The organism is Arthrobacter sp. PM3, from assembly GCF_003352915.1.
In the GTDB taxonomy this organism is placed as follows: Bacteria; Actinomycetota; Actinomycetes; order Actinomycetales; family Micrococcaceae; genus Arthrobacter.
Genome location: NZ_CP022314.1, coordinates 3,037,011 through 3,058,546 on the forward strand (window position 1 = coordinate 3,037,011; position 21,536 = coordinate 3,058,546).

Consider the following 21,536-nt stretch of genomic DNA (forward strand, 5'->3'; position numbering starts at 1 on the left):
GATACCACTAGGGAGTCCCCGTGACCTCGGTCAGCCTCGGAATGCCGTCAGCACCGCCCCCCGTACTTGCCCCCCGCCGGAAGACGCGCCAGATCAAGGTGGGCTCGGTGGGTGTCGGTTCCGATTCGCCCATCAGCGTCCAGTCCATGACCACGACGCCGACGACCGACATCAACGCCACGCTGCAGCAGATCGCGGAGCTCACCGCCTCCGGCTGTGACATTGTGCGTGTTGCCTGCCCGTCCGCTGATGACGCCGAGGCGCTGCCGATCATCGCCAGGAAGTCCCAGATCCCGGTGATCGCTGACATCCACTTCCAGCCGAAGTACGTGTTCGCCGCGATTGAGGCCGGCTGCGCCGCCGTGCGCGTGAACCCGGGAAACATCCGCAAGTTCGACGACCAGGTCAAGGAAATCGCCCGGGCCGCGAAGGACCACGGCACCTCCATCCGGATCGGTGTCAACGCCGGATCGCTGGAACCCGGAATCCTGAAGAAGTACGGCAAGGCCACCCCGGAAGCCCTCGTCGAATCCGCCGTCTGGGAAGCCTCCCTGTTTGAAGAGCACGGCTTCCACGACTTCAAGATCTCCGTCAAGCACAACGACCCCGTCGTCATGGTCGCTGCCTACGAGATGCTGGCCGAAAAGGGCGACTGGCCGCTGCACCTCGGCGTCACCGAGGCCGGCCCGGCGTTCCAGGGCACCATCAAGTCCGCGACGGCCTTCGGTGCATTGCTCTCACGCGGCATCGGCGACACCATCCGGGTGTCCCTCTCCGCGCCGCCGGTCGAGGAAATCAAGGTCGGCAACCAGATCCTGCAGTCACTGAACCTGCGCCCCCGCAAGCTGGAAATCGTGTCCTGCCCGTCGTGCGGCCGCGCCCAGGTGGACGTCTACACCCTCGCCGAGCAGGTCACGGCGGGGCTGGAAGGCATGGAAATCCCGCTGCGCGTGGCCGTCATGGGCTGCGTCGTGAACGGCCCGGGGGAGGCCCGCGAAGCCGATCTCGGTGTCGCGTCGGGCAACGGCAAGGGCCAGATCTTCGTGAAGGGCGAAGTCATCAAGACTGTCCCCGAGGACCAGATTGTTGAGACACTGATCGAGGAAGCCATGCGTATCGCTGAAGAGATGGGGGACGCCGATGGCGAAGATGCTGTCAAGGGTAGCCCCGTGGTTAGCGTCTCGTAGGGACGGCGCCGCACCCGGCGTCGCCGTCCGCGTCCTGGGCGTGGCGGACACCGCCCAGCTGCTGTCACTGGCCCGCCAGGACGCCGTCGCCAACGTCTTCATCCTGTCGCATCTGGAGACCACCGGCACGGCGTCCCCCACGGCCGGGGGCGCCAGCATCTTTGGCGTTTTCGACGGCGGGACCCTCCTCGGTGCCTGCTGGGCCGGCGCCAACCTGGTGCCGGTGCAGCTGGACCCCGAGTTCGCCAGCCTCGTCGCCATGGCCGCGCACCGCTCCGGCCGGCGATACGCCTCGATCTTTGGCCCCGCGGAGACTGTGCTCGCCCTTTACGCGGCCCTGGAGCACCTGGGCCAGTCCGCCCACGAAGTCCGCGACGACCAGCCACTGCTGACCATCACGGGACCACCTGCCGTCCGGCCCGACCCCGCCGTCGGGTTCGGCCAGTTGGCCGACTTCGACAAGATCCTGCCGGCGTGCGCCGCGATGTTTGAAGAGGAAGTCGGCTACTCCCCGTACCTTGGCGGGAGGGAATACTACAGCCGCCGCGTCAAGAGCCTCATCCGGCAGGGCCATTCGCTCGTGCACCTGAACGCCGAAGGCACCGTGGTGTTCAAGGCCGAACTGGGCGCCGTCACCCCGGACGTCACGCAGGTTCAGGGTGTCTGGATGAATCCGCAGTTCCGCGGCCTGGGCCTGAGCGCCGGCTACATGGCCGCCGTCGTCGTCCTCGCCCAGACACTGGCGCCGGTCACCAGCCTCTACGTCAATGACTTCAACACCAAGGCCCGCGCCACCTACAGCCGCGTGGGCTTCCACCAGGCGGGCACGTTCGCTACCGTGCTCTTCTAACCGGCAGCTGCCCGAAATATCCGGATGCATACTCTTGATTCCGGGAGCTGCGTCACATAGGTTCTACCTAGCCGTGTCGCACAGGCGCACACACCGCAGTAAATAACTCCGCAGTAAATAACTCCGCAGTAAATACCCGCAAGGATTACCAGGGTATGGATTCCGGAGGCGGCTTTGCCTGAAGGCGACACCAAGTAGCTCACAGTCCGAGATCTGGGGGTGCTGGGGCCACGGAGCCACGCCATGACGGGATGACCAGCTGGAAACGGCCAGGGGCTTCCATCAGTCATGGCGTGGCTCTTCCGTGTCACAGGGGCCGGGCTGCAGGGCGACGCGGCAAACGCATGCTGCCCGGACGGTAGATTAGTATCTAGATGCTTTTGACGGTTTCCCGGCTTTGCCCGCACTTCCCCCAGAAACGGATACCCCACCTGTGGTCCTTCGACTCTCCCAGCTGTTCCTGCGCACCCTGCGCGAAGATCCCGCCGACGCCGAGGTGGCCAGCCACCGGCTCCTGGTCCGCGCCGGCTACATCCGCCGCGCAGCCCCGGGCATCTACACCTGGCTGCCGCTGGGGCTGAGCGTGCTGCGCAAGGTGGAGCAGGTCATCCGCGAGGAGATGGCGGCCATCGGGGCGCAGGAAGTCCACTTCCCGGCGCTGCTGCCCAAGGAGCCCTACGAGGCCACCAACCGCTGGACCGAGTACGGCGAGGGCATCTTCCGGCTCAAGGACCGCAAAGGCAACGACTACCTGCTGGCCCCGACGCACGAGGAAATGTTCACCCTGCTGGTCAAGGACCTGTACTCCTCGTACAAGGACCTGCCGCTGAGCATCTACCAGATCCAGAACAAGTACCGCGATGAGGCACGCCCCCGGGCCGGCCTGCTGCGCGGCCGCGAATTCATCATGAAGGACTCGTACTCCTTCGACGTCGACGATGCCGGCCTGGACGCCAGCTACGCGGCGCACCGCAGCGCCTACCTGAAGATCTTCGAGCGCCTCGGCCTGGAAGTGGTTCCCGTCACCGCCACCGCCGGCGCCATGGGCGGATCCAAGAGCGAGGAATTCCTGCACCCGACCGAGATCGGCGAGGACACGTTCGTGCGCTCCGCCGGCGGCTACGCGGCCAACGTCGAGGCCGTCACCACCGTGGTCCCCGCGGAGATCGACTTCAGCAACGCGCCGGCCGCCGACGTCCGGGACACCCCGGACACGCCCACCATCGAAACGCTCGTGGACGCCGCCAACGTGCTGGTTCCGCGCAGCGAGGCCGACGGCGGCGCCTGGACCGCCGCCGACACCCTCAAGAACGTCGTGCTCGCCGTGACCCTGCCCACCGGCGAACGCCAGATCGTGGTCATCGGCGTGCCCGGGGACCGGGGCGTGGACCTCAAGCGCGTCGAAGCCAACATCGGCGCGTTCCTGCCGATCGCAGGCGAGATCACCCTGGAAGCCGCCAACGAGGACGACCTGAAGAAGCAGCCGCTAATCGTCAAGGGCTACCTAGGCCCCGGGCTGTCCCTCGACGCGCCCCTGCTGGGCCTCGAAGGCGCCGCCAAACTGCTCTACCTGGTGGATCCCCGCGTCGTCCGCGGCACGGCCTGGGTCACCGGCGCCAACGAGGCCGGCAAGCACGTCTTCGGCCTCGTCGCGGGCCGCGACTTCGGCTGGGACGGGGTCATCGAGTGCACCGAGGTGCGCGCCGGCGACGAAGCCCCTGACGGCTCCGGGCCGCTGGAAACTGCCCGCGGCATCGAAATGGGCCACATCTTCCAGCTTGGCCGCAAGTACGCCGAAGCCCTGGACCTGAAAGTCCTGGACCAGAACGGCAAGCAGGTCGTGGTGACCATGGGCTCCTACGGCGTCGGCGTGACGCGTGCCGTGGCCGCCCTCGCCGAGTCCAACCATGACGAGAAAGGCCTCGTCTGGCCGCGCGCCGTCGCCCCGGCCGACGTCCACGTCGTCGCCGTGGGCCGCGGCGAGGAAATCTTCGCCGCCGCGGAGAAGCTGGCGCTGGAACTCGAAGCCGCAGGCCTGGACGTCATCTACGACGACCGCCCCAAGGTTTCCCCGGGCGTGAAGTTCGGCGACGCCGAACTCGTCGGCGTGCCGACGATCCTCGCCGTCGGCCGCGGGCTCGTGGACGGCGTCGTGGAGATCAAGGACCGCCGCAGCGGTGCCGCCGAGAACGTCGCCGTGGACAAGGCTGTTGACTACGTGGTCAACGCCGTCCGCAACGGCTGATCCCACAGTGCCAAGCCTTCCTGAGCGATTCTAAGTAGTGGTCTCCGGTCTCGAGTCGGTCCAGCTCGGCACTGTCGTCCTGATCATCGTCGCCGGCCTCGCCGCGGGCTGGGTCGACGCGGTAGTGGGTGGCGGCGGACTCATCCAGCTGCCGGCCATGCTCCTGGTGCCAGGCATCAGCCCGGTCCAGGCGCTGGCCACCAACAAGATGGGCTCCATCTTCGGCACCACCACCAGTGCCGCCACGTATTACCGCCGTGTGCGGCCCGATCTGCGCACCGCCCTGCCGATGGCGGCGATCGCGATGGCGGGCAGCTTCGGCGGCGCGGTGCTGGCCGCCAACCTGCCGGCCAGCGTGTTCAAGCCGATCATCGTGGCGGCCCTGGTCGCTGTCGCGCTGTTCACCGCCTTCCGCCCCAACATCGGTGAGCTGACCAGGCTGCGCCACTCGGGGCACCGGCACTACGTGGTGGCGTGCCTGATCGGCGGGGCGATCGGCTTCTACGACGGCCTGATCGGCCCCGGAACCGGCTCGTTCCTGATCATCGCCCTGGTCTCGGCCATGGGGTACGCCTTCCTGGAAGCCAGTGCCAAAGCCAAGATCGTGAACATGGCCACCAACGCCGGCGCCCTGCTGTTCTTCGTGCCGCACGGCGCCGTCCTCTGGGGTCTCGGACTACTGCTGGGCGCGGCGAACATGGCAGGCGGCTACCTCGGCGCACGGACGGCGGTCAGCCAAGGCAGCCGGTTCATCCGTATCGTGTTCCTCGTGGTGGTGGCCGCCCTGATCATCAAGCTCGGCTCCGACGTATGGCAGGACAACTTCGCCTAGGGGGACTCCCGGTCCGTTGCCCCCGGGCGTAGCATGCAGCTATGTCAGCAGGCGAGGAACGCTACAGGGATGCCCTGGACGCCGCGGCCGGGCACGCCCGCCAGTGGCTCGAGAGCCAGGGAACACGCCGGATCGGGCCCTCCGCCACGGCATCCGGGCTCGCGGCTGACTTCGGCGGCCCGTTGCCCCGGGAAGGCATGCCGGCCGCGGACGTGGTGGACTACCTCGCGGCCAAGGCCGAACCCGGGCTGATGGCCATGCCGTCAGGCCGCTTTTTCGGCTGGGTGATCGGCGGCACCCTGCCGGCCGCGCTGGCGGCAGACTGGCTCGTCAGCGCCTGGGACCAGAACGCGGGGCTGCGCTTCGCCACCCCCGCGACCGCCGCCATCGAGGAAGCCGCCGGGCAATGGATCCTGGAGCTGCTGGGCCTTCCGGAAGGGTCCGGCGTCGGCTTCGCCACCGGAGCCACCATGGCCAACTTCACCGGACTCGCCGCCGCCCGCTGGCGGCTCATGGCCGACGCCGGCTGGGACCTCGACGGCGACGGGCTGGCCGGCGCCCCCCGGATCCGCTGCTTCGTCGGGCAGGAACGCCACGACACCATCGACCTTGGCCTGCGCTACCTGGGGCTCGGGCGTCCCGCCGTCGTGCCCTCCGACCGCCAGGGACGCATCATCCCGGCCGAGCTGGACTGTGCCCTGGACCTGGCGCTGAGCGCGGCTGGGGGCCCCGTGCCGGCCCTGGTCTGCCTGCAGGCCGGCAACCTGCATTCGGGCGCCTTCGATCCCTTTGCCGAGGCGATCGCCGTCGCGAAAGCTCACGGCGCCTGGGTCCACGTGGACGGGGCGTTCGGCCTCTGGGCGGCTGCCGTGCCGGAACTGTCCGCCCTGACCGCCGGCCTCCGGCTCGCCGACTCCTGGGGGACGGATGCGCACAAGACCCTCAACGTCCCGTACGACTGCGGGATCGCGGTGGTGCGTGACGCCGCGGCACTGCGGTCGGCGATGGGGCTGCACACGAGCTACCTGATCCAGGCCGGGGACGGTGCCGGCGACCCGTTCGAAACCGTTCCGGAACTGTCCCGCCGGGCCCGCGGCGTCCCGGTGTGGGCAGCGCTGAAGTCGCTGGGCCGTGACGGCGTCGCCCACCAGGTCCGCACCCTCGTGCGGCGGGCCGCGCAGTTGGCCGAACAGCTCGCCGCCCTGGAGGGCGTCGAGGTGCTCAACGACGTCGACTACACCCAGGTCTCCCTGGCCTTCGGCGACGACGCCGTGACGCGGGCCGTGACCGAGCGGATCATCAGTGACGGCCGGGTCTGGATGTCCGGCTCGCGCTGGCGGGACCGCGACATCCTGCGGATTTCGGTCAGCAACTGGAGCACGGACGACGCCGACGTCAGAGTCGCCGTCGACGCCGTCCGCGAGGCGCTGGCGGCGGTGCTGGGCTGACCGGGTGCGTTGGCCGGGCCGGGCTGAGCGGGTGGCGGGTGCGGTCAGCCGCCGGACAGCCGGACGGCGGTCAGCTTGTATTCGGGGCACCCCGTGACCTCGTCCTCCACGGCAGAGGTGAGGCTGTTAACCGCGGCGCCCGGGAAGTGGAAGCCCGCGAACACCTGGCCCGGTTCCACCTCGTCCGTGATCCTGGCCCGCAAAACCGCCGTCCCGTGCCGGCTGCCCAGCCGGACCGGATCGCCGTCGCGCAGTCCAAGCGCCGCGGCGTCCCCGGGGCCGACGTCGAGGCTCTCCGCGGCAAGCAGGGCCAGGTTGTCCGTGCGGCGGGTCATACTGCCGGAGTTGTAGTGCGCGCCCCGGCGCCCGGTGATGAGCAGGTAAGGGAACGCCTCGTCGCATTGCTCGCCCGGCGGCAGGTACGGCCGGGCAGCCAGGTGCGCCAGGCCGTCCGGCGTGGCAAAGCGGTCCTGATAGAGCCTGGGCGTTCCCGGGGACCCGGCGGACGCGCACGGCCAATGCAGCGCCCCCTCCCGGTCCAGGCGGGAGTGCGAAATGCCGCCGAACAGGGGCGCCACGGCGGCGCATTCCGCCATGGCCTCCGCCGGCGTGGCGCAGCCGAGGTCCGCCCCCATGCGGGCCGCGACGGCGTGCAGCACCGCGAAGTCCGTCCGGGCGCCGGCCGGGGGTGCCACGGCCGCCCGGACCCGCTGGAAGCGCCTGTCGAAATTGACGAACGTGCCGTCCTTCTCCAGCCAGGCGGCGACGGGGAAGACGACGTCGGCGGCGGCGGCCGTGGGGGAGAGGAAGAGGTCGTTGCAGATTACCAGCGGGCAGGCCGCCAGGGCCGCCCGGACCGAGGTGCTGTCAGGATCCGTGGCGAGCACGTCCTCCCCGATGACCCACAGGGCCTTCAGTGCCCCGGCCCGCGCAGCGGCGAACATCTGCGGGATCCGAAGCCCGGGCCGCTGCGGCACCTCGGACCGCCACGCGGCGGAGCACCGGACCCGTGCTGCCGGGTCCGGGACCTTCTGGTAGCCGGGCAGCAGATCGGGCAGGGCACCCATGTCCGAGGCACCCTGGACGTTGTTCTGGCCGCGCAGCGGATTCACCCCGCCGCCGCCACCGGGTCCCACGGCGCCGCGCAGGAGTGCCAGGTTGGACAGTGTCCGGACACCGTCCGTGCCGTGCAAATGTTCGGTCACCCCGAGCCCGTAGAAGATGGCCGGAGCCAGCGACTGCCCGTACAGCATGGCCGCGCGCACCAGATCCTCCGCCGGGACGCCGGAGATGCCAGCCACACGATCCGGCGGGTAGTCGCCGAGCAACCCCAGCAGCTCGTCGTAGCCGCTGGTGTGGGCATCGAGGAAGGCGGTGTCCGCAAGGCCCTCGCGGACCAGGACGTGCGCGAGGCCGTTGAACACGGCCACATTGGTTCCCGGCCGGGGCCGCAGGTGGATGTCGGCGTGCCGGGCCAGGACGGTACGCCGGGGATCCACCACCACCAGCCGCGCACCATCCATGACCCGCTGGAAGATCCGGGAACCGACCACGGGGTGCGCGTCCGTGGGATTCGCGCCGACGAGCAGGATCGCGTCGCACCGGTCGAGGTCATCGAACGGGTTCGTCCCACCGCCCAGGCCGAACGTGGCGGCCAGGCCCGCCGCGGACGGGGCATGGCAGAGCCGGGCGCAGTTGTCCACGTTGTTGGTCCCCATGACGGCCCTGGCGAACTTCTGGGCCAGGTAGTTCTCCTCATTCGTGGCCCGGGCCGAGGAAATGAGGGCGAACCCGTCGGGGTCGCTGGCCCGGATCCCGGCCAGTGTGCCGGCCACGTAGCCTGCTGCCTCATCCCAGGTCGCCGGGGCCAGCGCGCCGTTCCTGCGGATCAGCGGGGTGGTCAGCCGCTCCGCTGAACCGACGAACCCGTGGGCGAACCGTCCTTTGACACACGCATGGCCGCGATTCACCGAACCCTCATCCCCACCGACCCCACCGACGGGCCGGACGGTCATAATTTCGTTGTCGCGGGTGGCGACCTCCAGGCTGCAGCCGACGCCGCAATAGCCGCACGTGGTCCGGGTCCGCCGTTCGATCGGGAGCAGGTTCAGCAGCCCGGGCTCGGACAGTGCGCCGGTGGGGCACGTGTCCACGCACGCCCCGCAGGAGACGCAATCGGACTCCGCCCACGGGCCGCCTGTTCCCGGCGCCACCACGGTGTCCGCACCCCGTCCCACGAGCGTCAGGGCGAACGTGCCCTGGACCTCGGCGCAAGCCCGGACGCACCGCCCGCAGGCAATGCAGAGATCGCGGTCCAGCTTGACGTACGGGTGGGAGTGGTCGACGCCGCGTTCCGGCGGCACCACCGGGCCGGATAGGGCCGTCACCCCGTAGTCCGCGCATTGCCGGGCCAGTTCGCTGCGGTCGGCAGGGACATCCAGGGCCCTGGGCGGCAGCCCCGCGACGATGGCCTGCAACGCATCCCGCCGGAGCGCCCGGGAGGCCTCTACTCCGACGTGCAGGCCGTCCTCGGCCGGCGTGCTGCAGGCGGCGGCCGGCCCCCGGCCGGCGACGTCCACCAGGCACGTCCGGCACGAGGCCGCCGTCGTGAGCCGGTCGTCGTGGCACAACGCCGGCACGGCCACGCCCGCCGCCCGCACCGCGTCGAGCAGCGACGCTCCGGCCGGGACGTCAACTTCTTGGCCGTCCACCAGGAGTTTCACGACGGCCACCCCGAAAGGCCGTAAACGCGGACCAGGCTTCGCACCGCGGCGGGCACCCGGCGGCCGAACGCGCACAGGCTGCCCGCCGCCATGGTGCGCAGTACCTCGCCGCGTTCCGAGCCAGTGCCCGGGCTGTCCGGAAGCTCCGACAGGGCCCGTCCGCGCCACGCCCCCACCCGGCAGGGCGAACACTGCCCGCAGCTCTCCTCAGCGGCAAAATCCCACAGGTTCTGCAAGATTTGCCCGCCTGAGAGCCTGTCGTCGAAGGCGACGATCCCGGCGTGGCCCAGGGCCGCCCCGTGGCCGGCCAGGGCGGCATCGCTCAACGGCACGTCGAGGTCCCCAGGGCCAAGGAATCCGCCCAGGGGGCCGCCGATTTGAAGGGAGCGCAGCGTTGCACCGCCGCGAAGACCGCCCCCGAGGTCCTCGACGATCCGCCGGAGCGGCGTGCCGATTTCCACCTCGTAGGCTCCGGGCCGGAGGAACCGTTCAGACAGGCAGGCGAGCACGGTGCCGGATTCCTCGGCCGTGCCCAGCGCGGAATACGCCGGGCCGCCGTGCTCCACGATCCACGGGACCGCGCTGAGCGTTTCCACGTTGCTGACCACCGTCGGCCGGCCGTGGAGTCCGCGCTCGGTGGGGAACGGCGGCCGGGGCCGCACCACGCCCCGGAGCCCTTCGAGCCCGTTCAGCAGGGCGGTTTCCTCACCGGAGACGTAGGAACCTGCGCCCTCCACCACGTGAACCTCCAGGTCGAAGCCGCTGCCTGCCGCGTCGGGGCCGAGATGCCCGGCCGTGCGTGCCTCCCGCAGCGCGTCCCGCAGCCGGGCGGCGGCGCGCGGGTACTCCGAACGGATAAACACGACGCCGGTGGCGGCACCGACGGCGAAGCAGGCCAGGGCGAGTCCCTCGAGCACGCGGTGCGGGTCCTGTTCCATGAGGAGGCGGTCCGCATAGGAGCCGGGGTCGCCCTCATCGCCGTTGGCCACCACCACCCGGGGAGCAGGGTGCGCGAGCGCGGCACGCCATTTGGCGGCGGCACGGAACCCCGCCCCGCCCCGTCCCCGCAACTGTGCGGCCTCGACCTGCCCCAGGACGTCTTGGGGTGTGCCTGAGGCGGCGACGCCGGGCCAGACCGACCACGGCGGCGATGCCCCGAGCAGCCCGGCGGTCAGCACCGGGACCGGGCTGTCGGTGAACACCGGAATTGGGGGCGCCGCCGGCGGGGACGATCCCCGCAATTGGTCCGCCAGGCCGGCCCCGGCGAACGCGTCCTCACTGTCGAGGGCGGCAGGACCGGCAAAACAATAGCCAAGGCAGCGCACCGCCTGAAGCGAAACGGAACCGTCATCACTCCGGCGTCCCGCTTCAACCCCGAGCGCCGCCTCCACCTCGGCGACGTGCGTGCCACCGCTCGCAGCGAAGCAGGCGGCGGCGGTACAGACCCGGACATGCCGGGCACCGCGGGCGGCGGAGAAGTCGGCGAAGAACGACGCCGGTCCTTGGACTGCAGCCGCGGGCAGACCGAGCATGTGGGCAATCTCGGCGGGCGCAGTGCGGGAGGAACGGAGCATCCTGAAGGCGTTTTCGATTGGCCGGTCGAAGCGGTCGGCATATCGCAGGAACGGATCGTCAGTGTTCCGCTCCCGCCGGCCATCGGGTTCAGCGCCCGGGCGCCCGGCACGGGGTTCCAGCATGCGTCTGACTCTCGCGCCGGCGGCCCCGGCGGGCAAGAGTCGAAAGTCCCCGCCTCGGCCCGGGCCCTGACTGCTAGGCCGGGCCCTCACCCGGCGCGGGCAGTTCCTGCGGAGCCGGCAGGTCCGGCAGGGTCCGGCCCGCCAGCGTGCTGGCCACCCACAGCGAACGCGCCAGGTCGCCGTCGTGATGAGGCCGCGAGGCGTACCAAAGGGCGTTCTCCACCTCGCGCGCCAGGCTCCACTGCCGGGCAGCTTCGGCGTCGAGGCCGGCGGCCGCACTGAACTCCCGGCAGCGGGCAAGCAGTGCCGCACCGGGATCCTTCACCGGCAGCTCCCGGAGCCTGTTCCACAACACCGGGGCCACGGAAAACTCCGCCTCACCGATCATGGGCTGGGGATCAATCGCGGCGTAGGACTCCGGATCGGCGGGCCCATCCGCCCCTCGGCCGGGTTCCTGGGTGCCGCGACGGGCCAGGATATTCAGGTAGTGCAGATCCGCGTGGACCAGGACATCCTTGCCGGACCGCCTGCCCACCGCACCGCGGGTCTGGCAGACTTCCAGCGCGGCCTCCAACAACCAGCGGGGGAAGGGCCGCGCCAGGTGCTCCCACGTCTCAGGGAGTTCATCACTCCACTGTTCGGCCCGGGCCGCCACGTGATCAATGTCCTGCCATTCCGGCCGATCGTCGGGGACCAGGCTCAGCTGGCGGACCAGCCCGCCCCACACCCGCACCGCTGTTTCGAGCGGGACGTCGTGGAGGGACCGGCCGGCCTCCAGCCGGTCCAGGAGCAGGGCACAGGATCCGCCGTCGGCAGCCAGCAGCCGGACGGCGCCCCGGCCACCCCACAAGGACAGGGCATGGCGTTCCCGGGTCGCTTCCTCGTGCGGGAAGGCCACTTTGAGGACCGCGGCGCCGCCGGCACGCCCTTGGACGGGGATGACGATTCCGCCATGACCGTTCCAGGGCAGGGCGCCCGGCGCCAGGTCCGGCACGAGCTCCCATTCCTCGAGCAGCTTCCCGATCAGCCCGGGAAGTGCCGCGAGCCAGTCACGTCCGGCCTGTGTGCGGCTGTAGCGGCGGGAGAGGTCGGGCGGGACGGGGATGTCTGGGGTCGTGCTCACCGGAACTATCCTAGGTGGCCGCCGCCTCGGGGACGCGCCGGAGGGGCACGCGCAGGACCGGACTTAGACGATGCCGCTCGCGCCGAGCAGGTTGCCGATTGCGAAGGTTGCCACCAGCGCCGCGGCACCACCAATCACCACACGGACGGCCGCCTTCAGCTTCGAACCCCCGCCGATCCACGCGCCCACGGCGCCGGTGGCGGCCAGCGCCACGAGGACGGCCACGAAGGTCAACGGGATCCTGAGGTTTTCCGGCGGCAACAGGATTGCCAGCATCGGCAGGATCGCGCCGATGAGGAAGGCGAGGGCTGAAGCGAACGCGGCATGCCACGGGCTGACGATGTCGGTCTCGTCGATGTGGAGCTCCGCGGAGAGGTGCGCGCCGAGGGCATCGTGCGCCGTCAGCTCCTTGGCCACCGTGCGTGCCGTTTCGGGGCTGAGGCCCTTGCCCTGGTAGATCGCAGCGAGTTCCTCGAGTTCCTCTTCCGGCTGCTCCGCCAGTTCCTTGCGTTCCTTCTCGATCAGGGCGTGCTGGCTGTCTTTCTGGCTGCTGACGGACACGTACTCACCGAGGGCCATTGAAATGGCGCCGCCCACGACGCCCGCGGTGCCTGCAAGCAGGATCGGCCCGGTCTCCGTCGTTGCGCCTGCGACGCCGACGACGATCGCGGCAACGGAGACGATGCCGTCGTTGGCGCCCAGGACGCCGGCACGGAGCCAATTGAGCCGGTGTGCGATGTCGTTGTGGTGGGGTTCGTTCTCATGCAGGGTTGCGGCGCCGGTGGTTTCCATGCCTACAGCAAATCACCCGGGCGGCAGGCTGGCCAGCATTCGAAGGCTAAGCAAAATAAGCCGAGGCTTGGTCCGGTCGGCTTACCCGAGGGCGGGAAGGCTGTTCCGAACGGGGGCACTTTGGCCTGCGACACGCCGTCGTAAGGGCGGTAGCCGGGTTTCGGGGCCTCAAAGCCGCCCCGGACGGTGCCGGCGGAGCAGCTAGCGGGCCGCAGACAGGGCGGCTTAGCCCGGCGGCAGCGGCGGGAGCGAGGCCAGCGCCTCGCTGGCCAGGCCGGGCAGGGCGCCGGGATCGGCACCCCAGAGGACGGCGCGATGCCCGGAGCCGAGCAGGGCCGCGATGGCCCACTGGCGGGTCGGGCCGTCGCCCAGCGCAATGAGGTCGCCGTACGCCGGCAGCGCGGCCGCTTCGAGGTTGCCGAGGCCTGCGGCGGGGGAGGCCAGGAACGACTTGCCCAGCGTGTAGCCCGGCTCGCGCGGCGGGACATTGGAACAGTGCTGCCGGGTCAGTGTCTCCGCGCCGGCCAGGAGGGCATCGTGACGGGCCAGCCCGGCCGTCGCGGACACCGCGGCGTCCCCGTCCAGCCGGGGCAGCGCCACCTGGTAGCCGTAGATGGTCTGCTCCTCGGCCCGGACAACGGCGGCCAGGGCAGCATCCAGGGGGGCGGCGGACGCCGTGGCCCCTGCAGCATCGGGAGCGGACGGGCAGGCACCGGCCAGTTCCGGGACGGCGATTTCCGGCATCGGCGGGGCCGCCGTGCCGGTGCCCGCCGCGAGGTCGGCAGCCTGCAGAAGCTGCCCGGTGCCGACGGCGGCCAGCAGCCGTGCCATGCCGCCGTCGGCCAGGGCCGCGTCCGCCAGGCGGCGGCGCCCGCTGTCCGCGAGTGCCGTAACGAGTTCGGCAGCAGTCGCCGGCAACGGCGCGGACGAGGGGGCCGCAGATGGCGGGCCGGCCGCCGGGGCGGCGGAATCTGCAGCGGTGGACTCCGCGGGCGCGGTCATAAGAGGGCTTTCACCGGGCAGAAGCAGCGCCTGCGCCTGGGTTGTCAGCAAGGTCACAGTCCGTTCGGCGGCGGGCTTGCCGGCGGCGGCATTGAGCCGGCTCCCGGCAGTCCTCAGCCGGAGTGCCTGGGTAAGGGCGTCGGCACGCGCCTGTTCGGAAAAGGGCGGCTCTGCGGGTTCGGGCGGCGGGGAAGGCGTCAGTGCAATTCCCAGGCCCATGACGACGAGGGCGAGGCAGGCCAGGAGGGCGTAGCGGGGGAGCATCCGGGGGAGGCGGTCCTGCCATCGCTTTTCCCGGGTGTCGTCATTCACAACAGACCATGTTGTCATGCCGGGCCGGAAGTCCGTGCACCACGCCGCCCGGAAAATCGCTAGGCTAGTACACACAACATCATCTAGCGGGAGGCGGCCGGCATCATGACCAACGCAGAAGCCACGACTTCAACAGACCGGACCGGGACGGGGAAGGCTGAAGCCGCACCCGTTCACAACGTGGAGGCCGAGCGCCTGCACGCACTCCTGGAACCCGCAGTGCTGGCAAACCGGCTGTACCTGGAGGAAGTATCCATCCATGTCGCCGGCGCCAACCGCGTGGTCCACGTGGTGGTGGACCTGCCGCAGGAGGAAACCGGCGGCGTCGGGCTCGACGTCATCGCGGAGATCTCCAAGACTCTGTCAGACACCCTGGACAACGACCCCAGCATGGACGCGCGCCCTTATGAGCTCGAAGTCTCCTCGCCCGGCGTCGGACGTCCACTGACCGAAGAGCGGCACTGGCACCGCGCCCGCGGACGGATGGTCCACGTCAACGTGATCCAGGGGGACAACGTCACCGGCAGGATCCAGTCCGTAGATGATGAAGGCGTCACCCTCGTCCCCGAGATTGCCGTCAAGAAGGGCATGAAGCCCAAGCAGGGCGAGCCCGTCAAACTTCCTTTCGACAGGATCCGCAGCGGAAAAGTCGAGATAGAGTTCAGCCGCCTCGACGAGGCCGGTCTGGAAAAAGAACACAATGGACCTTCTGAGGAGGCCTAATGGATATTGACATGAGCGCGCTGAGACTCCTGGAGCGTGAGCGTGAAATCCCGCTGGATCTCCTGATTCCGACGATCGAGCAGGCCCTGCTGGTGGCCTACCACAAGACCCCCGGCGCCTTCGAGAAGGCCCGCGCCGAACTTGACCGCAAGAGCGGACACGTGACCATCTGGGCTACGGAGATCGACGACGACGGCGCCCCGATCGGCGAATTCGAGGACACCCCCGCGGGATTCGGACGCATCGCGGCCAGTACCGCACGCCAGATCATCCTGCAGCGCCTACGGGATGCCGAGGACGACAACGTCCTGGGCCAGTTCAAGGGCCGTGAGGGCGAGCTCGTGGCCGGCACCATCCAGCAGGGCAACAACCCGCACATGATCCAGGTGAACCTGGGCACGGTGGAGGCGCTGTTGCCCCCGCCCGAGCAGGTTCCCGGCGAGAAGTACATCCACGGCAACCGGCTGCGCGCCTTCGTGATCGATGTCCACCGCGGAACCAAGGGCCCGTCCATCACGCTGTCCCGCTCGCACCCCGGGCTCGTCCGGAAGCTCTTCGAACTCGAAGTTCCCGAGATCGCGGACCGTTCGGTCGAGATCGTGGCGCTGGCCCGTGAGGCCGGCCACCGCACCAAGATCGCGGTCAAGGCCAACACCCCGGGCGTGAATGCCAAGGGTGCCTGCATCGGTGAAATGGGTTCGCGGGTCCGGGCCGTCATGACCGAACTGAACGACGAAAAGATCGACATCGTCGACTACAGCGATGACCCGGCGACGTTCATCGCCAGTGCCCTCTCGCCGTCGCGCGTGAATTCAGTCACGATCACCGACGAGGCCACCCGCTCCGCGCGGGTGGTGGTTCCCGACTACCAGCTGTCCCTGGCGATCGGCAAGGAGGGGCAGAACGCCCGTCTCGCGGCCAAGCTCACGGGCTGGAGGATCGACATCGTCTCCGACGCCGCCGTCAACAGCGCCAAATAGCGGGCACGTTCCCACGGTCCCGCCGGCGCCCGTCACACCCGGGTTCGGGTCCCGGGCGCCGGAGGGGCTAGAATAGACATGACCGCGCCTGACGGCCGGTATCCATATGTCTCTGGGGCGCTGTGTCTTTGGCGCGTCCGGGTTTTTCCGGATTCCCGGGGACGCAGATTCATATGCAACAGATGTACTGGCAGGAAGATACTCGATCGTGGCACATGTGCAACACCTCGGGAATCAGCCGCAGCGCACCTGCATCGGATGCCGACAAAAAGGGTCGCGGTCTGAGTTACTCCGGCTCGTCGCCGGCGCCGGCGGTTCCTCCGCCGTCGTGGTGGATGAACGACGCCGGATGGCTGGCCGGGGAGCATGGCTGCACCCCAGCGAGAAGTGCCTGGCACTGGCGGTGAAACGTCGAGCATTCGGCCGCGCCCTCAACGGCGCAGCCGGTACGGCCGATGTTGAACGCCGGATCACTGCCGGCATGCAAGCCGTGGGCACTCCGGTGGCCGCAGCGACAACCGTCCAACCTGAAAGCGGGTCAGAAAACTGATGGAAACCCGATGAGTTCCCAGCGATGAGTGCGCAACGATGACAACTTTGTTGCGCTCTGCAATGGGCCTTTCAGCTGCAACCGCGGCGGAGGCCCGCAGTAAGAAGTAGACGGTTCGTGCCTGGCTCGGTGCGGACCGAGACAGGAGAAATGTGGCCAAGGTCCGCGTACACGAGCTTGCTAAAGAGCTCGGTATCACTTCCAAAGATGCAGTAACCAAACTGCAGGAACTGGGCGAATTCGTTCGCTCCGCCTCGTCAACGATCGAGGCTCCCGTTGTGCGGAAGCTGCGCAACGCATTCCCCGACGCCCCCGCGGCTTCGAAGTCTGAAGCGCCGGCGTCCACCCCCCAAGCAACTGCCAGCCCGGCTTCCGCCAGCCCGGCAGCGAGCCGTCCTGCGCCCGGTCCCGCCGCGCCCAAGGCGGCAGAATCCAAGGCTGCTGCACCGGCTCCGGCGGCACCCGCCGCTCCGGCTGCCCCCGCGGCCCAGGCTCCGGCCGCCCAGGCCCCGGCTGCTCCGGCAGCCCAGGCTCCGGCCGCTCCGTCGGCAGGCGCCAAGCCCGGCGCGCGTCCGGCTCCCAAGGCTGAAACCCCGGCTGCTCCGGCACGCCCGGGTGGTTCTGCTCCCCGTCCGGGCGGTCCCCGCCCCGGCAACAACCCGTTCGCCACGTCCCAGGGCATGCCCCGTGGCCGCGGCGGCGACAACGAACGTCCCGCGCGTCCGGGCAACAACCCGTTCGCCACGTCCCAGGGCATGCCGCGTCCGGGCGGAAGCCGCACCGAAGGCGACCGCCCCGGCGGTCCGCGTCCGGCAGCCGGTGCCGGCGGCCCCCGTCCGGGTGGTCCGCGTCCGGCAGCCGGTGCCGGCGGCCCCCGCCCCGGCGCACCGCGTCCGGCCGGCGCCCCCGGCGCCCGTCCCGGTGCCGGCGGCAATCGTCCGACCCCGGGCATGATGCCGAACCGCACCGAACGTCCCGCACCCGCAGGCGCCGGCCGTCCCGGTGGCGGCGGCCGTGGTCCGGGACGTCCGGGCGGCGCTCCGGGCACCGGTGGTCCCGGTGCCGGCGGCGGCGCTCCGGCCGGTGGCGGCTTCGGCAAGGGCGGTCGCGGTCGCGGCGGCACCCAGGGTGCCTTCGGTAAGGGCGGCGCAGGCCGTGGCAAGCAGCGCAAGTCGAAGCGTGCCAAGCGGCAGGAACTGGAGCAGATGAGTGCTCCGTCGCTGGGCGGCGTGAGCGTACCCCGCGGCGACGGCAACACCGTCGTCCGGCTGCGCCGCGGCTCGTCCATCACGGACTTTGCCGACAAGATCGAGGCGAACCCCGCAGCACTGGTCACCGTCCTGTTCCACCTGGGCGAGATGGCCACTGCCACGCAGTCGCTGGATGAAGACACCTTCGCCCTGCTGGGTGAGGAACTTGGCTACAAGCTGCAGGTTGTGTCGCCGGAGGACGAGGAGCGCGAGCTGCTCTCCACCTTCGACATCGACTTCGAAGCCGAGCTCGAAGCCGAAGGCGACGAAGACCTCGAGGCACGTCCTCCGGTAGTCACCGTCATGGGCCACGTCGACCACGGTAAGACCCGCCTGCTCGATGCCATCCGCAAGTCCGACGTCATGGCGGGCGAGCACGGCGGCATCACGCAGCACATCGGTGCCTACCAGGTCACGCACAACCACGAAGGCGTCGACCGCAAGATCACCTTCATCGATACCCCGGGTCACGAGGCGTTCACCGCCATGCGTGCCCGTGGTGCGAAGGTCACCGATATCGCCATCCTGGTGGTCGCAGCGGACGACGGCGTGATGCCGCAGACCGTTGAAGCCCTCAACCACGCCCAGGCGGCCAACGTGCCGATCGTCGTGGCCGTGAACAAGATCGACAAGGAAGGCGCCAACCCGGACAAGGTCCGTGGCCAGCTGACCGAGTACGGCCTGGTTCCGGAAGAATACGGTGGCGACACCATGTTCGTGGAGGTCTCTGCCCGCCAGAACCTCAACATCGACGAGCTCCTCGGCGCCGTCCTGCTCACCGCGGACGCTGCCTTGGACATGCGCGCCAACCCGAACAAGGACGCCCGCGGTATCGCGATCGAAGCCAACCTGGACAAGGGCCGCGGTTCCGTGGCCACCGTCCTGGTCCAGTCCGGTACGTTGCACGTCGGCGACACCATCGTGGCAGGCACGGCCCACGGCCGCGTCCGTGCGATGTTCGACGACGACGGCAGCGCCCTGACCGAGGCCGGCCCGTCCCGCCCCGTGCAGGTGCTGGGTCTGTCCAACGTCCCGCGCGCCGGTGACACCTTCTTCGTGACCGCTGACGAGCGCACCGCCCGCCAGATCGCCGAGAAGCGTGAAGCCGCCGACCGCAACGCCGCTCTGGCCAAGCGCCGCAAGCGCATCAGCCTGGAAGACTTCGACCAGGCCGTCGCCGAAGGCAAGATCGACACCCTCAACCTCATCCTCAAGGGTGACGTGTCCGGTGCCGTGGAAGCCCTCGAGGACGCGCTGCTCAAGATCGACGTCGGCGAGGGCGTCCAGCTCCGCGTCATCCACCGCGGTGTCGGTGCGATCACGCAGAACGACGTCAACCTGGCAACGGTCGACTCCGCCGTCATCATCGGCTTCAACGTCAAGCCCGCCGAGCGGGTTGCCGAACTGGCAGACCGCGAAGGCGTGGACATGCGCTTCTACTCCGTCATCTACGCAGCAATCGATGACATTGAGGCAGCCCTCAAGGGCATGCTTAAGCCGGAGTACGAAGAGGTCCAGCTTGGCACCGCCGAGGTCCGCGAAGTGTTCCGTTCTTCCAAGTTCGGCAACATTGCAGGCTCGATCGTCCGCTCCGGAGTTATCCGGCGCAACGCCAAGGCCCGCATCAGCCGCGACGGCAAGGTCATCGGCGACAACCTCACGGTTGAGACGCTCAAGCGCTTCAAGGACGACGCCACCGAGGTCCGCACGGACTTCGAGTGTGGTATCGGTCTTGGCTCGTACAACGACATCAGCGAAGGCGACATCATCGAGACCTTCGAGATGCGCGAGAAGCCGCGCGTCTAGTCTGAAGTCAATGCAGTGAAGGTGCGGGGCCGTTGGATTCTTTCCGGCGGCCCCGCCCCTTCGCTGGGCGGCAATGGATCTGCGATCCATTGCCGCCCAGCTTCGGCAGGCCCGATGCCACTCCCAGGCCGCCGGAAAGAATCCAACGGGGGTCCGTCGTAGGCTTGCCTTAGGCGCGTGGCACCAAACTCACCATTGTGCGGGCTGTGTTCAGGCGCCGTCGTACATCCAAATTTTTAGGAGTGGAAATGGCTGATCCCGCACGGGCTGCCAAGTTGGCGCAGCGGATTAAGGTTGTCGTTGCAGAGGCCCTGGGCCGCAGGGTGAAGGATCCCCGGCTGGAGGGCGTCACCGTGACCGACTCGCGGGTGACCAACGACCTGCAGCACGCAACCGTCTACTACACGGTGTTCGGGGACGCAGTCGCCCAGGCCGATGCCGCCAAGGGACTTGAGAAGGCCAAGGGCGTTCTGCGGCAGGAAGTCGGCCGGAACATCACCGTACGGCTGACCCCGACCCTCGAATTTGTGGCCGACCAGATTCCGGTCAATGCCTCCAACCTTGAGGAACTGCTTCGCGCGGCCAAGAAGCGCGACGCCGAGGTGGCCGCACTGGCCCAGGGCGCCACGCACGCCGGGGACTCCGATCCCTACAAGAGCGACACCCCGCAGGACGTGGAGCTCGACGAGGACGACTTCGACGAAGAGGACCTCGACCTGATCGACAACGACCAGATCGACGAGGACCGCAACAGATAGTCCCGCAAACAACGGCAGTGGCCGGACCCGGCAAGGGTCCGGCCACTGTTTGTTTCGGGTCACACCTCCTGCGGCGTCCGGGGTCCTTGGACTCTATACCCGTTCACCGGCGGGGGAGTCCCATGGAACCATGACTGCAGGTATGCGCGGAGGTGCCGGCGCGCCGTGGATTCCGGCCTGATCAAGTGCCCGCACTGCGGGACCACAAACCGGATTCCGGCGGCCGCTGCCGGACACCCCCGCTGCGGCAAGTGCCGCCGGGACCTTCCGTGGATCGTCTCCGCCGGCGACGCCGACTTCCGGGCGGTGGCGGAGCAGTCCTCCGTCCCGGCCCTCGTCGACTTCTGGGCCGCGTGGTGCGGGCCGTGCCGCATGGTGAGCCCGGTCCTGGACAAACTGGCGCACGAGCGCGCCGGGGAATTCAAGCTCGTGAAGGTCGACGTCGACACCTCGCCGGAGCTCTCCCGCCGGTTCGGGATCCAGGCCATTCCAACGCTGCTCCTCATCCGGAACGGCACGGTGGCGGCCCGCCAGGCCGGAGCACCGCCGGCCGCTGCGCTGCGCACCTGGCTCGACGACGCCCTGGCCGCAAGCCGGGGGTGAGCGCCTCATGCCTGCATTATCAGGGCGTTACGGCCCGCTGAAAGGGAGGACGCCATGACCGAAATCCTGCGTTATGAGGTCGGCTCGGGGACGGTGCTCGTCGAAGTCGAGGACAACAGCTTCGGGGTGGAGCGGCCCTCCCGCAACGAGCAAGGGATCCTCGACGCCGGGCGGCGCCTCGAGGATGCGCTCTCGGCGGTCCGGCCCGCGGCCAGTGCTGTAGCGGATGTGATGAAGGAACTGGGCCCGGACCATCTGGAACTCCAGTTCGGCGTGAAGCTGGCGGGCCAGGCGGGCGCCATCATTGCCAGGAACTCAACGGACGGCCACTTCATTGTCCGGATGTCCTTCACCAAGGCCCCGCACACGGCAGCGCCGCCGGAGGACGAGATCATGCTCTGACGCCGGGACGACGGGACACCGGGACGCCGCATTGCGCGGCCTTAGCGGCGTTTGGAACGGCTCCGGGTCCCCAGGCCGCCCAGCACGGGGGACCCCATGCCCAGGAGGAAGCCGAAGTCGTACCAGTTACCGGCCCGCGCGGAGTTGTAGAAGGGGAACTCGCTCCAAAACCCGAAGACATGGGCGATCAGGACGATCCATGCCGTCAGTCCATTCCAGAATCCCCACAGCAGGTCTTGCCACCACACGATGT

18 protein-coding genes are annotated in these 21,536 nt (G+C 69.4%); 12 read left to right on the top strand and 6 right to left on the bottom strand.

What is annotated here, in order from left to right; genetic code table 11:
* The first annotated feature begins 20 nt into the window (after positions 1-20).
* The 5 genes from ispG (at position 21) to CFN17_RS13850 (ending at position 6,562) form a co-directional block, all read left to right on the top strand.
* On the top strand, positions 21-1,187 hold the full coding sequence (gene ispG / locus CFN17_RS13830) for a flavodoxin-dependent (E)-4-hydroxy-3-methylbut-2-enyl-diphosphate synthase (RefSeq protein ID WP_208748349.1): 1,167 nt from the start codon (positions 21-23) through the stop codon (positions 1,185-1,187).
* Positions 1,150-2,037 (top strand): GNAT family N-acetyltransferase, encoded by an 888-nt coding sequence (locus CFN17_RS13835; RefSeq protein ID WP_208751501.1) that lies wholly within the window; start codon positions 1,150-1,152, stop codon positions 2,035-2,037. Before ispG ends, CFN17_RS13835 begins: the two co-directional genes overlap by 38 nt.
* Before the next feature lie 433 nt (positions 2,038-2,470).
* A complete protein-coding gene (locus CFN17_RS13840) occupies positions 2,471-4,282 on the top strand; it encodes a proline--tRNA ligase (RefSeq protein WP_208748350.1) in 1,812 nt (603 codons plus the stop codon).
* A 37-nt stretch (positions 4,283-4,319) separates the two neighbouring features.
* Positions 4,320-5,114 carry a TSUP family transporter gene (locus CFN17_RS13845; protein WP_208748351.1) on the top strand — a complete coding sequence of 265 codons (795 nt, stop codon included), beginning with the start codon at positions 4,320-4,322 and terminating at the stop codon, positions 5,112-5,114.
* A 41-nt stretch (positions 5,115-5,155) separates the two neighbouring features.
* Positions 5,156-6,562 (top strand): pyridoxal-dependent decarboxylase, encoded by a 1,407-nt coding sequence (locus tag CFN17_RS13850; protein WP_208748352.1) that lies wholly within the window; start codon positions 5,156-5,158, stop codon positions 6,560-6,562.
* Positions 6,563-6,606: 44 nt separating this feature from the next.
* Here the strand turns inward: CFN17_RS13850 and fdhF are convergent, their stop codons facing one another.
* The 5 genes from fdhF to CFN17_RS13875 all read right to left on the bottom strand — a co-directional run bounded on the left by fdhF (position 6,607) and on the right by CFN17_RS13875 (position 14,211).
* Complete coding sequence (gene fdhF, locus CFN17_RS13855; RefSeq protein ID WP_208748353.1) at positions 6,607-9,285, bottom strand: formate dehydrogenase subunit alpha; 2,679 nt, start codon at positions 9,283-9,285, stop codon at positions 6,607-6,609.
* A complete protein-coding gene (locus CFN17_RS13860; protein ID WP_208748354.1) occupies positions 9,282-10,982 on the bottom strand; it encodes an NAD(P)H-dependent oxidoreductase subunit E in 1,701 nt (566 codons plus the stop codon). The genes fdhF and CFN17_RS13860 overlap by 4 nt, the downstream gene beginning before the upstream one ends.
* Positions 10,983-11,055: 73 nt before the next feature.
* Entirely contained in the window at positions 11,056-12,105 is a 1,050-nt protein-coding gene (locus CFN17_RS13865; protein WP_208748355.1) for an aminoglycoside phosphotransferase family protein, read from the bottom strand.
* A gap of 63 nt (positions 12,106-12,168) precedes the next feature.
* A complete protein-coding gene (locus CFN17_RS13870) occupies positions 12,169-12,897 on the bottom strand; it encodes a VIT family protein (protein WP_208748356.1) in 729 nt (242 codons plus the stop codon).
* 225 nt (positions 12,898-13,122) lie between these two features.
* Entirely contained in the window at positions 13,123-14,211 is a 1,089-nt protein-coding gene (locus CFN17_RS13875) for a ferritin-like domain-containing protein (RefSeq protein WP_261792208.1), read from the bottom strand.
* A 105-nt stretch (positions 14,212-14,316) separates the two neighbouring features.
* On the opposite strand from CFN17_RS13875, the gene rimP reads away from it, so the two are divergent.
* The 7 genes from rimP (at position 14,317) to CFN17_RS13910 (ending at position 21,283) form a co-directional block, all read left to right on the top strand.
* Positions 14,317-14,934, top strand: a complete 618-nt coding sequence (gene rimP / locus CFN17_RS13880; RefSeq protein ID WP_208748357.1) for a ribosome maturation factor RimP — start codon at positions 14,317-14,319, stop codon at positions 14,932-14,934.
* A complete protein-coding gene (gene nusA, locus CFN17_RS13885; protein ID WP_208748358.1) occupies positions 14,934-15,914 on the top strand; it encodes a transcription termination factor NusA in 981 nt (326 codons plus the stop codon). Before rimP ends, nusA begins: the two co-directional genes overlap by 1 nt.
* Before the next feature lie 106 nt (positions 15,915-16,020).
* Positions 16,021-16,464 carry a YlxR family protein gene (locus tag CFN17_RS13890; protein WP_208748359.1) on the top strand — a complete coding sequence of 148 codons (444 nt, stop codon included), beginning with the start codon at positions 16,021-16,023 and terminating at the stop codon, positions 16,462-16,464.
* A 152-nt stretch (positions 16,465-16,616) separates the two neighbouring features.
* Entirely contained in the window at positions 16,617-19,520 is a 2,904-nt protein-coding gene (infB, locus tag CFN17_RS13895; RefSeq protein ID WP_208748360.1) for a translation initiation factor IF-2, read from the top strand.
* Positions 19,521-19,768: 248 nt separating this feature from the next.
* Positions 19,769-20,278, top strand: coding sequence for a 30S ribosome-binding factor RbfA (rbfA, locus tag CFN17_RS13900; protein WP_208748361.1), 510 nt, complete (start codon positions 19,769-19,771; stop codon positions 20,276-20,278).
* 165 nt (positions 20,279-20,443) lie between these two features.
* On the top strand, positions 20,444-20,881 hold the full coding sequence (gene trxA / locus CFN17_RS13905; protein WP_208748362.1) for a thioredoxin: 438 nt from the start codon (positions 20,444-20,446) through the stop codon (positions 20,879-20,881).
* A gap of 54 nt (positions 20,882-20,935) precedes the next feature.
* Entirely contained in the window at positions 20,936-21,283 is a 348-nt protein-coding gene (locus tag CFN17_RS13910; RefSeq protein ID WP_208748363.1) for a CU044_2847 family protein, read from the top strand.
* Between the two features lie 41 nt (positions 21,284-21,324).
* Here the strand turns inward: CFN17_RS13910 and CFN17_RS13915 are convergent, their stop codons facing one another.
* Complete coding sequence (locus CFN17_RS13915) at positions 21,325-21,531, bottom strand: hypothetical protein (protein ID WP_208748364.1); 207 nt, start codon at positions 21,529-21,531, stop codon at positions 21,325-21,327.
* Between the last annotated feature and the right edge of the window lie 5 nt (positions 21,532-21,536).